This window comes from Flavobacterium tagetis (genome assembly GCF_016735615.1).
In the GTDB taxonomy this organism is placed as follows: Bacteria; Bacteroidota; Bacteroidia; order Flavobacteriales; family Flavobacteriaceae; genus Flavobacterium; species Flavobacterium tagetis.
Window position 1 is genome coordinate 310,325 of the sequence record NZ_JAERSF010000003.1, and the last position, 11,951, is coordinate 322,275.

An 11,951-nucleotide genomic window follows, 5' to 3' on the forward strand; every position below is an offset into this window, starting at 1 on the left:
TTCTTGATTAAAAAGCATTAATGGTATGAGAATAGCAATACTTGGAGCTCATAAGGTTGGTAAAACCACATTGGCGGAAAAACTGCATGAAATTCTTCCTGATTATGAGTTTTATTCAGAACCGTATTTTGAACTGCAGGAAATGGGTTTTGATTTCTCTGAAATGCCTATTGCGGATGATTATATAATCCAGTTAGAACATTCTTTAAAGCAAATTGTAAGAAGTAACAGGAACGCTATTTTTGACCGCTGCCCCATTGATCTTTTAGCATATGCTTTAGCGGTCGATGATAAATTAAATTTCTCGTCAATATTTAATAAAATTCAAAATACAATTAAAGAAATTGATGTGTTTGTATTTGTTCCTATTGAAAAGCCAGATAGAATTTTATGCTCAGATTCTGATTTACCTGAACTGAGAGATAAGGTGAATGATATTATTGGCGAACTAATTCTTGATTTTGATTTGGAAGTAATTGAAGTAAAAGGAAGTTTATCTGAAAGATTAGATCAAATTCAAAATAAAATATTAAAGAGAAAAAATAAATAAAGACCAAACATTCTTGAACGCTTGGTCTTTATTCGTTTGTAATATTTGTTTTTAATGAAAATTACATTTATCAATAATTGTCAAATTCTCTTCGTTTGTAAAAAGTATCGTCATTACTTTCAGAAGCAAGGCGCGATTCTTCAGTAGGATAATAAGAATTCAATACTCTTCTTTCGTATTCCCTGTCAAAATCATTTTGCCAGTTATATCTGCTTGTTTTTCTAAATGTATCATATCCAATATTGTTGGCCATGACAATTTTAGTGTCTTTATTTATACTCACAGAACCAATTGGTATAATAATGTGGCTGTCTCCATCTTTATAGATAAATTCCTTTCCATTTTCATTTGCAATTGCATCATGCACTTCATTACGACTGTCTTCAATTAATCCTTTGTCTAAATTAACGTCAAGATAAACAACACGTTGCATATCTTTATTAACCCAAAGGTTATCAATTTTTCCTATTGTGCGGTTGTCTGCGTCTACAATTTTCCAACCTCTTACATCAGAATAGTTTGAAGCAACTTTATAATCAGAAAGCTCGTCTAATCTGTATAAATTTCTATCTTTATTTTCCATAGTTTCTTAATAATTTGCTGTGCTATCTACACTAGAATTGTTTTCGATTTCCATTCTGTTTTCGTTTTGCACTTGATCATCTCTCAAAAAGACATAGTATACAAGTGCTGAGATCAATAGGACTGCTACAATCCATGGCCAAATTGGCTTCTTTTTCTCAATCTTAATTTCTGCCATAACCTATATTTTTTATTGTGAATATTTAATTTTATAATAAAGGTACAAATGAGGGAAGTCTTGGGAAGTATTTAATTTTTGATAGAATTTATACAATTCCCAGTTAGCTGAAAAAAGATTTTTGCAGGCTTAATTGCTTGAAATATGTTTATTTGATCTTGTGATATTTTAAATATTTCCAATGTTTACGGGCATTTCTTACTTTCTTAAAATATTTTGCACTAAATTGCTTCTTCATTTTTAATTCTAATAACAAATAAAATTTTTACTACGCCCCATGAATGAAGAAATAAATTTTTACCGAAACGCCAAGAAAACAAGAAGCTTACTTTTATATGCTAGTGCATTAAGTTTTTTATTAGCAATTGCATTTTTATACGGAATAGGAACTTTTGATGGAGTATTTAAAATAAAACTATCTATTGCTTCAGGTGCTATTCTTTTGATAATGCTTGTCTTGATATTTAAAATGCTTGCAAGTATAAAGGACAAATCTCCATTAATTCAAATAGATTCAAATGGTTTTTCTGGAAGAGCAACTCCAGTAGCTAAAGCTTTCGGAAGAATAGAGTGGCAAGATGTTATCGATTTACAATTAACGAAAGTAGGAGGTGATACTTTGATAGCCATTACTATTGACAATATATCTAAGTATGATGGTCGTGTTTCTAAATTTCTTTGGAAAATGGCTTATGACGAACAAAATTCGAAATTGAATATAATGTACTCGGCTTCAGAAATTGGAATTAATGCAGATGAATTGTATAGGCTGTTTTTAGAACATTGGAAAAAATAAAATAGTCAGTTATAAAATTTAAGGAGCCACTTTAATGAAGTGGCTCTTTTGTTAATTCTAAATGCAAAATTGGATATGGTTTTCCACAGCCGTCTAAATCAGAGGTAGATTTTATCTCAAATCCAAAACGTTTGTAAAACGCTGTGGCTGTTTGGTTATCTGTATTTACGTCAACTTTCGAGATTTTAAGCTCTTCAATTGCATACAATAATAGTTGTTTACCAATTCCTTTTCCAATTTGGTTTGCTGTTACAAACAACATTTCTAAGTTTTCTTCATGAGTTCCGACAAAACCAATAATTTGTTGTTGGTCATTTTTTATGCAGTGCAAAGAAACATTGTCAAAAAAGTTTGGAATAATCTCTTTGTAAAATATAAAATCTTCGGGTTTTAAGAAATCATGTGTCGCTTTTACCGAAGATTCCCAAACCGAAATCAGTTCAGGATATTCTGTTTTATTTACTTTTTGAATCACAGTCTTGATTGTTTAATTTTTTGATGACTGGCAAAAATAGCAATTATGTGTAATATTGAATTTATCTTTTGCCTGCTGCCCAGAAAATTGAATTTCTCAAAAGAGTAGTGTAAGCTTCGTTTTCAAATAATTCTGGCGCATGTCCCATAAAAATGTAAACATTTCGCGAAGCAAAGCGATCGTTTGTCCACACTACAGGATGATCTCCCATTTTTATTTTTGAATCAGGCTGGTAAGTAGATTCATCAACTGAAGCTAGAACATGAACATCTGGCCGCGGACTTTTATCATAAATATACCATTCTTCTTTTTGTATGAGAAAATCAGAAGGCATTCCTTTCGTTACAGGATGAAATTTATCTTCGATATTTACTTTTCCACTTGCAAAATCAGGAATGTAATTCACAAATCTGATTCCGCCCATAAAATCAGAAAACCAGTTCCACATTGGGTATCCATCAAACTCCCCAAGTAAAGTAGCATGATGCAAACCAACCCAACCGCCTTTTCCGCTGTTCATGTATTTCTGAAATGCCTGCATCGATTCTTCGCTCCAAGTATACGGAGGATAATCTAATTGTATAAAAACTTGATATTGTTTTAAAAGTGCTTCATTGATTGTTTTGGTGCTTTCAATATAATCAATGGTAAAGCTGCTATCAATGGCGAGTTTGTTCAGCCATGGTTTTGCTGCTTTTGTAAACGGAAGATGATGTCCGCCATTTTCGTATAAAACTAAAGCTTTAAAATGTGTTTTTTTCTGTTTTTGAGCCAGACTGTCCTGCTGAAAGAAACAGCTTAAAATAAGTACAAGAAATACTATCGAATTTTTCATGAAAGCAATTTGTTAAGTCGAATTAATTACGGTTCAACCGTTGCAGTTATAGCTTGTAAAAACCACGCAGAATGCGGAATCCATTGTTCGGTCCAGCGCCATTCATTGCCTTTGTCTTCCATTTTAAAATCAATTCCAGAACCATCGCCATTTCCATCTTTTCCTGTAATCCCGTTAGAAATACCGCCTTTTTCAGATCCATGTCCGTAATTAGAATGCATGTAAGGCACATTGTTTTCTCCAAATTTGGACAAAAAGCACATAGAATACGGATTGCAACCTAAAATCCAAGATAATTGCTGTGCGGCATACAAATCAAGCGATTTTTTTGTGTCACTATTTTTTTGAATTGAAAGACTTTTTCCGCCTTCTATAGCCGCAGTTGCCAATGAAGCCAATCTAGCATTTTCGCCTTGCCACCACCAGCCGGTTTCATTATCGTGCGGAATAAAAATCCGTCTTGGATTTTATTATTAAATAAAAAACTTTGCCTTGCATAACCAAACGGATTAGCGACATTGTTTGTAACGTTTAAATTGTATTCCAAAGCTTTTTTGATAATATTTTCTGCAGCAGTTCTTTCTTTACCGTCAGATTCTTTTTTCAGATATCTCGTTAGTGCTACAATCGGCAAACCTGCATCGGATGCATGCCAAAACGGACGATTTCCATCGTTGCTTCTAAACCAGCCTTTATCCGTCATTCGGCTTTCAAGTTTATGAGCCCATTTTCTGGCTTCATCTTTATAAAAATTATCATTGGTGGCAATCCATAATTCTGTTGCCGCCATTAAAGCACAATAATCATCTATGATGTTTTCTTTTCCGTCGTCATCATATTTTGTGTTATTGATTAAAAGGTGGGCATAAGCTCGTTTTGCTCCATCCAAATATTGTTTTGAAGTAAAATCTCCGCTCTTATTCCATTTTGAAATTCTAGCAAGTGACGCTATTGCCATTCCTGCGCCTTCACGAAAAGCAGATTGATATTCGTCAGTAGTAACACTATTGGCTTTTAATCCAACAATTCTTCGTGCTGAAGGATTTTTGTCAAAGTAGCTGAAAACAATCATATAAAAATAATCTTCATCAGAAAGACAGCGCATCATGTAATCGGCTCCCCAAATGGCTTCATTATCCAAAGAGTCTTTTATTTTCCATTGCACGAGCTTTTTTGAAATGGTTTCGGATGTATTTATAAGAGACCAAGTTACCAAAGGAGTTTGTTGAGGCGATACAAAATTAGCGTAAGCCAAATGCGAAAAATACTTGCTTACATCTCCAGATGCATCACACCATCCGCCGTGAACATCTACTTTTTTTGTGCTTCCAAACAATAACATGTTTTTGTCAGCTTCAAGTTCTTCGGGTGTGTTGGCTCTTTGTTTGTTGTAATAATGTATAATTGAAGAAATGGTGCGTTTTGCCAGAATGTTTTCCTCAATTGAAAAACGGACAGAAGTATATATCTGATCTGCAATTTTGAATGATACTTTGTAATTTCCAGGTTTTTGAAAAGATGAAAAATTGGCTTTATAATAAAATTTGCCCAATTTCCAGTCATCGACACTTTCAGCTTTTCCTATTTTAGAAGTAAAAACTGTTTTTCCAGAATCAGCATCTATAATGTCAAAAGTTGAATTCAAAAGATTGCTGTGATATTCAATAATAGCAATTTTTGGACTTTTTGGATCAAAGCCTACTTGGTTTACGTGTATGATAGTTTTGCTATAAGCTGAAATAGAAATGAGCAAAACTGTTAGAGTGTATCTTAATTGTTTTCTGAGTTTTAGCATGGTTTTAGTTTTTTAGCTAGTAGAAGAGGCAAATTACAAAAAAGGGAAAATTTTTCTAAGCTAAATTGTCTTACGCTAAAAACTGAAATTTACAATGCAAACAAGTTTTATTGGGGTTTGTGCTAAAATTGAAAAACCAATGATGTGTATTTGATGTGATTTTTGGGAGCAGATTAAGATTATTTTAATTCATCATCCTTTTCACTTTTTCCATCTGATTAAAACATTTAGAGTGTATTTCTAGACCTTCTTTGTATTGTTCAAGACTCATTCCGTATAAATTAGGAATATATTCTAAATCCATTTTATTTGCTGATGATATTTCAAATTGGTTTTGAATTGTATCTGGGTGGCTGTTTTCTTTTTTATAGTTGCGGTTGGACATAAAATTAAAAATTTGATTGTGGAAAGGTTTATAATAATTTTCTAGGCTTCTGAGGTTAAAAGTTTTATTTTTTCAATTGCTTGTTTGTTTTCATATGCTACTTCTACTAATGCTAATAAAATATCATTTCTAAGTATTGTTTTGTTTCTGACGTTTCTAATTACAGCTTTAGTTGGAGCGCGCTGTCCTTTTTTAATAATATGAGCAATAGTAAGATCAACATACGTTACAGGTAAATGCTTATCTATAAATTCATAAGCTTTTTTATTGTGAGAATTATCTTCTTTAAAATTGCTATTATTGATTAATTTTGACATATATTTGCTAATTATTATTTACATGCTTTTAAGTTATGTAAATGTAGGAATATTATTATATTTATTATTCTTTTTAATGTTAAAAAATATATTTAAGCTATATTTTGTTTGAATTTAAATGATGATGTATCACGAGAAACTAAGCAAATTCTTTAAGGATAAAGGATTAAAGCAAAAGGAAGTTGGGGCAATCTTAGGATTTAGCCCAGCAATGATTGGAAGGTATTTACATGGAACGGCTAGTATAGGTTCTGAATTTATTCTTAGTTTAAGTAAAAATTTTCCGGATGTAGATTTGAATGACCTTTTTGCTCCTAATGAGCAAAATATGGTTAATGAAGTTGGAGCAGTTTATGAAAAACAGACTATTTTGAATGATTTACAAGAAATAGAAGGTAGAATTCATAATATTAGACTGCGTTTGGCCGACAAAAAGTTTGAGGAATAATAGAAAATTTTCCAAAAAGAAGTCTAACAATTCTAATTTTAACAGCAACAAAAAACCACTTTTTCAGAGTGGTTTTTTGTTATAAAATACTTGATTTTTAATTGAATCTATACAGAGAGGTTAAGTTTTTTTTTATTAAATTTGGTTAACAATTTCTAGCAGTAACCAATATGGAAAAATTAAAACGACCGGTTTATGTTAAACCAGGAGCAGATGATTTTTTTAAAAAGATGCGTTTAGAAGTGAATGAAACGGTCTTAAAAAACTCGTCTTTGTATGTATTAAATGTTGTGAAGTCTTTAGGGCTTCTGGCAGTATTTTTTTTGTTCTATGCCTGTATTTTATTTTTCGGGAACCAGACTCCCTTGTTGTTTCTTTTTTATATTTTGTCTGGTATTACAATGATCGTTTTATTTATAAATGCTTTTCATGATGCTGCACATGGAGCTTTGTTCAAAAAGCCAAAGCATAATGAATGGTTTTTATATGTTTTAGAACTTTTTGGGAGTAATCATTGGCTTTGGATGCGACGTCATATAAGTCTGCATCATGCTTATCCAAACGTGCCAGATTGGGACGTAGATATCAAACAAAGCGATATTATTAGAATATTCCCAAACAGTCCGTTGTTTAATTATCACAAGTATCAACACATTTATATGTGGTTTATTTATCCTCTTTATAGCCTAAACTGGCTTTATATTAGAGATTTTAAAGATTTCTTTGGCACAAAAGATAATTATGTAAAGAAAGTTGTAGATAAAATCCCGAGACAAGAAGTTTACAGACTGTTTGCGGCTAAGATTATAAATCTTATTTATTTGCTTTTTATCCCGATGATGCTTTTAAGCCAGCCTTGGTATATGGTGCTTTTTGCTTGGCTGTCTATGCATTTATGCGGTAGTGCAATTGGTGTTGTGGCATTGGTTTCGACACATGTTGATGAAGATGCTCACTTTCCTCATACAGATGAAGACGGAAACCTTTCAGATACATGGGTAATGCATCAAATGATTGTTACTAAGGATTTTAGTACAGAAAGCAAATTGGCTAATTTTCTTTACGGCGGATTTACACATCACGTAGCGCATCATCTTTTTCCCGCCGTTGGACATACATACTATCCGTACATTACGCCAATAATAAGACGTTATGCAGAAGAATATAATTTGCCATACACCTCGTATCCGTTTTATCATGCTGTTCGTTCTCATTTTAGAATGCTGAGAGATAAAGGTGTAAGAGAGAATATTTTAGTTACGGGAGAAATATAACTTTGAGGATATTTAATAAAAAAAAAGCGGTTCAAAAAACCGCTTTTTTTATGATGTATTATTTTTTAGTTTCTGTATTCTCCTTTTTGATATTTAAATCTTTTAAAAAATTGCCTTTAATCTCAACATCAAAATTGTCTTCTTTAAAAATGGTTAGTTTTGACTCAGAAAATTTGTAGACATTGATTTTATTGTTTTTAACGTCAATATACAAATCGTAAGAATACGTACTGCAATCGTGTTGTTTACAACCCCACGCATGAAGTACGTTATCTTGTTTTTCAAATGGAGTTTCGGTATTCCAATTTTTTACCATTTGATCATAATCTGCAGCTAACAATTTTTTCAACCTAGGAGCTAAACTGCTTTTGGTTAAAAACTGTGTTCCAATGACACTTTTATCTACTAAACCATACAAAGTGTCATTTGGGTTTAGAACAATGCTGTCTTCTTTTAAGGCTTCAGTTTTTATAGAAGTAGAATCTGTTTTAGGAACTTCTTTTATAATTTCTTTTTTGCAGGAAAATAAGATTAAACTGCTTACAAGTGCTGCTGAAATGTATTTGGCTCTGTAATTCATAATATAACTGGTTTTTAGAATTAATAATTTAATTTACAAAGTCGTAAAGAGCTTATTTTCATAAAGATATTAAAAATAATGTTTAGATTGAAAGGAATTTATGACGAATTATGGATTTATAAAAAGCATAGTTTTGTCCTTAAAGAGAAATCGTAGAATCGGTTTTTAGGATTTTTTTGTTTAATTTCAATTTTTAAAATCATCTGATAATGAATCATACTTTCAAAATATTAGCTTTTTTTCTTTTTGGAATAGGCTGTTTACATGCACAAAATGAAACTTATACAGCATCAGCTGAAGTAAAGATTTCGGATACCACATTTGTGAATCTGCGAGATTATAGCAACGATTTTGTGTATGATATGAAATATGCAACAGAAGATAATTTTTTAAAAACTAAAGTTTACGACTGTGCCGAATGTATGCTTCGTTTAAAGACCGTAAAGGCATTAATTGCGGCCAATAAAGATTTTTTAAGGAAAGGTTATAGAATCAAATTATATGATTGTTACAGGCCTTTGGATATTCAAAAGAAAATGTGGGAGATTGTATCGAATCCTATCTATGTAGCAGATCCAAAAAAAGGCTCCATCCACAATAGAGGAGGAGCCGTAGATATTTCTTTGGTTGATATAACCGGAAAAGAAGTTGATATGGGAACTTCTTTTGATTTTTTCGGAATTATGGCCAGTCATAATTTTAAACAGCTCTCAAAAGAAATTCTTTCAAAAAGAGCTTATTTAAAGAATACAATGATTAAAAATGGCTTTAATTCATTTGATTCTGAGTGGTGGCATTATAACTTAAAAGCAGGTTTAAAAGATAAAGTTTCCAACCAGAAATGGAAATGCGATTAATTACTCAACGCACCTGATATTATCCATAAAATAAGTATTCGGATTGGTTACCTTTCCTGTTAATTCAGAAGTTAGTTCTCGTTTTACGATATAATCTTCTGTATTAGTAAGGTATTTTATTCGCATGATTGAAATTGGAGATTTTTTCAGTTCTTCATAATTATCTTTCATAAACATAAAAATCCCAGTGTTGATACGGTTGTCAAAACCTTTTTCATCACGTACAAGTGTACCGCAGTTTTCTTGATTGATGTGCATTAGCGTGACAATCTTTCCATTTTCTAATTGCAAAAATATTTTTGAGTTTTTGTCAAAACAGTTTGCTTTGATGAAATCTTTGCTTTTTTGAATAGATTGAAGGTTTAATGTTGGTAAACCATCAGTTTGAGCCAAAGAGAAGAAAATATAATTAAAGCTTCCGCCAAAATATTTCTCACTCATCAAATATTCATTTGTTATTTTATAAGATCCGATAGAGTCATTTACATTTACACTGTATTCACATGGTTTTTGTGCAAATGCGGTAATAGTCAATAAAAAAAGAGTTAGTGTAATTAGTTGTTTCATTGTATTAGTTTATTTTGGTGCAAATTAAAACTATTTTGTTATCTTTTACATCAGTTGTAAAAAAACAATACAAATTACCTCCATTTTTTATTTTCCACTTTTTTCTAATGTTTTCAACCGTTTCAGGAAAATTACGAGTAGTAATATTTGCCTGTTTATTTGCCAGTTCGTTTTTCATCTCATTTTTGTTGTACGAAAAGGCTCTCTGAATCTCAAATTTTCTTCCAGGAAAATCTATTAAATCTTCAGAAGTATATAGGTGAGAATGTTTATGAAGTTTATCAATTTGAAAAGCGATGCTTACTTCATCAAAACCACCAGATTTCATAATTGCTGCATTTGGCTCATAAAGATATTTCTTTGGAAAATCATAAAGCGGATATGAAACTTCTTCGCCTAAAACAAACTCAAAAGTCTCAAGTTTTTCTTTTAAAATATTAGCAGTTTTTAAAGTTATTTCGTTTGAATACCCTTTGTGAATTTCAAAAAGCAATTCCTTAACTTCATTTTCGAGCGCTATAATATGAATGGTTTTTACATTTTTTAATTCCGACAATCCCGCTGAAATATCTAATAAAGGTGCAGTTTTAATTAAAATATGATCTGATTTTTCGAAATAGAAATCAAGTAATTCAGGAACATTTGGCAGACAGTCTTTTAGCATAAAAACTTTGCCTTTGCTGTCGTTTCTTCGCGAAGGATCAATATAAATCCAATCGTATTTTTGTTTGGTTTCTTCTAATAAATGAATAGAATCACCAGCGTAAAAAGTGCAATTTTCAACCTGCAGCTGTTTGAAATTGTGCGATACTATTGCTGATAATTCTTCATTAATTTCGCAATGCGTTATCGATTTAAATTTCTTCGAAAAATAATAATCATCAACGCCAAAACCGCCAGTTAAATCAATTAAAGATTCACCAGAAATTAAAGAAGCTTTGTACGCAGCCGTTTTTTCCGAAGATGTTTGTTCTACAGATATTTTGCTGGGATAAATGATGTTTTCGGCCGCAAACCAAGTCGGAAGTTTTTCTTTAGCTTTTGTTCGGGATTCAATTTGATTCAATATTAAAATCCAGTCCACATTGGGAAATGGATTTTTTTGTAACGCCAATTTTGTTATATCTGCACCAGTATTTTGAATTATATATTCTTGAATTTCTGGATGCAAAATAGGATTGTTCAAAGCTAAATTCTTTCGGTTAATACGGAGACAATTTTATTATCAGGAAAAAATTCTTTTAAAATTACTTTAATCATTGTAAACGCAGGGATAGCGATTATCATGCCTACAATTCCAAACGTAATACCACTGATTAAAATAACCAAGAATATTTCTAACGGATGCGAATTTACGCTTTTTGACGAAATTATTGGCTGGCTAATATTATTGTCAATTGCTTGAACCAATAAAAATCCAATAATAACATAAATGGTTGTTGGTAGAATTTCTGATTGAAAATCTTTTCCGATCATGCTTATCATGGTAAGAATTCCAGCTAAGGTGGTTCCGATAATTGGGCCCAAATATGGAATTATATTTAGAATGGCACACAAAAAAGCAATTACAAAGGCATTTTTATTTCCGAAGATTAGCAATACAATTAGATATAGAATAAATACGACAATTAATTGCAATAACAAACCAACAAAATATCGGGTTAGCAAGTGATTAATCTTTTCGATTGAGTTCAAAATTTTATCTTCATTAGAATCTGGTAATATTCTTCTTGCTTGATCTTTAAAAATATCTTGATCTTTAATAAAAAAGAAAGTAATAAAAAATACAGATACCAATCCCATTCCCATATCGGCCATAAAGTTGATTATAGTATTGATAAAACCTGTAAAATAGCTGAAATCTAAGAAAGAAATAAGCTTAGAATCTTTTATAACTTTATTTAAGTCAATATGCGGAATATTAAAATACTCTTCAAGATGTGTTTCTGTTTCTATAAATTTAGTTTGAAGATGTGCTGTATCAAGAAGTGCTAGATTGTTTGCTTGAGAAATAATTAAAGGAACAAACAATAGAATAAAGCCTACAATTAGAAAAATAAAAAAGATAATTGTTGTTGTGGCGGCCATCGAATTGCTGAATTTTAATTTGTTCCTTAAAAACAAGACCATCGGATTTGCAATGAGACACAATATTAATGAAATACATAAATAAACAATTACGGTTTGGATTTCATATAAAAAATATAAAACGATACCAATTATCAATATGGTTGCTAAAGCTCTTAATATTCCGTTCGAAATAGTTTTTGATGTTATCATGCTTAAAATTTAGACTATAAATATAGGAAAAA

17 protein-coding genes are annotated in these 11,951 nt (G+C 31.2%); 5 read left to right on the forward strand and 12 right to left on the reverse strand.

The annotated features are described in order from the left end of the window. Positions 1 to 25: 25 nt before the first annotated feature. Complete coding sequence (locus JI750_RS15500; RefSeq protein ID WP_202003873.1) at positions 26 to 550, forward strand: ATP/GTP-binding protein; 525 nt, start codon at positions 26 to 28, stop codon at positions 548 to 550. A 70-nt stretch (positions 551 to 620) separates the two neighbouring features. Here JI750_RS15500 and JI750_RS15505 read toward each other — a convergent pair whose 3' ends face one another. Both JI750_RS15505 and JI750_RS15510 read right to left on the reverse strand, forming a co-directional pair. Then, positions 621 to 1,133 (reverse strand): PRC-barrel domain-containing protein, encoded by a 513-nt coding sequence (locus JI750_RS15505; RefSeq protein ID WP_202003876.1) that lies wholly within the window; start codon positions 1,131 to 1,133, stop codon positions 621 to 623. Between the two features lie 6 nt (positions 1,134 to 1,139). Next, complete coding sequence (locus tag JI750_RS15510) at positions 1,140 to 1,310, reverse strand: hypothetical protein (RefSeq protein WP_202003879.1); 171 nt, start codon at positions 1,308 to 1,310, stop codon at positions 1,140 to 1,142. Between the two features lie 277 nt (positions 1,311 to 1,587). Between JI750_RS15510 and JI750_RS15515 the strand changes: the two genes are divergently transcribed. Further along, positions 1,588 to 2,106, forward strand: coding sequence for an STM3941 family protein (locus tag JI750_RS15515; RefSeq protein ID WP_202003882.1), 519 nt, complete (start codon positions 1,588 to 1,590; stop codon positions 2,104 to 2,106). A 31-nt stretch (positions 2,107 to 2,137) separates the two neighbouring features. Here JI750_RS15515 and JI750_RS15520 read toward each other — a convergent pair whose 3' ends face one another. The 6 genes from JI750_RS15520 to JI750_RS15545 all read right to left on the reverse strand — a co-directional run bounded on the left by JI750_RS15520 (position 2,138) and on the right by JI750_RS15545 (position 5,913). After that, positions 2,138 to 2,581 carry a GNAT family N-acetyltransferase gene (locus JI750_RS15520; RefSeq protein WP_202003896.1) on the reverse strand — a complete coding sequence of 148 codons (444 nt, stop codon included), beginning with the start codon at positions 2,579 to 2,581 and terminating at the stop codon, positions 2,138 to 2,140. Between the two features lie 61 nt (positions 2,582 to 2,642). After that, a complete protein-coding gene (locus JI750_RS15525; protein ID WP_202003899.1) occupies positions 2,643 to 3,416 on the reverse strand; it encodes a ThuA domain-containing protein in 774 nt (257 codons plus the stop codon). Positions 3,417 to 3,442: 26 nt separating this feature from the next. Next, positions 3,443 to 3,814 carry a glycoside hydrolase family 9 protein gene (locus JI750_RS15530; protein WP_202003902.1) on the reverse strand — a complete coding sequence of 124 codons (372 nt, stop codon included), beginning with the start codon at positions 3,812 to 3,814 and terminating at the stop codon, positions 3,443 to 3,445. After that, a complete protein-coding gene (locus tag JI750_RS15535; protein ID WP_202003905.1) occupies positions 3,787 to 5,211 on the reverse strand; it encodes a glycoside hydrolase family 9 protein in 1,425 nt (474 codons plus the stop codon). Before JI750_RS15535 ends, JI750_RS15530 begins: the two co-directional genes overlap by 28 nt. A gap of 184 nt (positions 5,212 to 5,395) precedes the next feature. Next, positions 5,396 to 5,596: a hypothetical protein gene (locus tag JI750_RS15540; protein ID WP_202003908.1), complete on the reverse strand. Its 201-nt coding sequence runs from the start codon at positions 5,594 to 5,596 to the stop codon at positions 5,396 to 5,398. A 41-nt stretch (positions 5,597 to 5,637) separates the two neighbouring features. Next, positions 5,638 to 5,913 (reverse strand): hypothetical protein, encoded by a 276-nt coding sequence (locus tag JI750_RS15545; RefSeq protein WP_202003911.1) that lies wholly within the window; start codon positions 5,911 to 5,913, stop codon positions 5,638 to 5,640. A gap of 118 nt (positions 5,914 to 6,031) precedes the next feature. On the opposite strand from JI750_RS15545, the gene JI750_RS15550 reads away from it, so the two are divergent. Both JI750_RS15550 and JI750_RS15555 read left to right on the forward strand, forming a co-directional pair. Beyond that, a complete protein-coding gene (locus JI750_RS15550; protein WP_202003914.1) occupies positions 6,032 to 6,361 on the forward strand; it encodes a helix-turn-helix domain-containing protein in 330 nt (109 codons plus the stop codon). Between the two features lie 170 nt (positions 6,362 to 6,531). Continuing rightward, complete coding sequence (locus JI750_RS15555; RefSeq protein ID WP_202003916.1) at positions 6,532 to 7,635, forward strand: fatty acid desaturase family protein; 1,104 nt, start codon at positions 6,532 to 6,534, stop codon at positions 7,633 to 7,635. 58 nt (positions 7,636 to 7,693) lie between these two features. On the opposite strand, the gene JI750_RS15560 is transcribed toward JI750_RS15555, so the two are convergent. Then, complete coding sequence (locus JI750_RS15560; protein WP_202003919.1) at positions 7,694 to 8,215, reverse strand: Ivy family c-type lysozyme inhibitor; 522 nt, start codon at positions 8,213 to 8,215, stop codon at positions 7,694 to 7,696. A gap of 209 nt (positions 8,216 to 8,424) precedes the next feature. Here JI750_RS15560 and JI750_RS15565 point away from each other — a divergent pair, with 209 nt between their 5' ends. Continuing rightward, on the forward strand, positions 8,425 to 9,072 hold the full coding sequence (locus tag JI750_RS15565; RefSeq protein WP_202003921.1) for a M15 family metallopeptidase: 648 nt from the start codon (positions 8,425 to 8,427) through the stop codon (positions 9,070 to 9,072). On the opposite strand, the gene JI750_RS15570 is transcribed toward JI750_RS15565, so the two are convergent. The 3 genes from JI750_RS15570 to JI750_RS15580 are packed head-to-tail and all read right to left on the reverse strand — an operon-like array spanning position 9,073 to position 11,919. Continuing rightward, positions 9,073 to 9,639 (reverse strand): hypothetical protein, encoded by a 567-nt coding sequence (locus JI750_RS15570; protein ID WP_202003924.1) that lies wholly within the window; start codon positions 9,637 to 9,639, stop codon positions 9,073 to 9,075. A 4-nt stretch (positions 9,640 to 9,643) separates the two neighbouring features. Continuing rightward, positions 9,644 to 10,825, reverse strand: a complete 1,182-nt coding sequence (locus tag JI750_RS15575; protein ID WP_202003926.1) for a THUMP-like domain-containing protein — start codon at positions 10,823 to 10,825, stop codon at positions 9,644 to 9,646. A 2-nt stretch (positions 10,826 to 10,827) separates the two neighbouring features. Beyond that, positions 10,828 to 11,919, reverse strand: coding sequence for an AI-2E family transporter (locus tag JI750_RS15580; RefSeq protein ID WP_202003929.1), 1,092 nt, complete (start codon positions 11,917 to 11,919; stop codon positions 10,828 to 10,830). Positions 11,920 to 11,951: the final 32 nt, after the last annotated feature.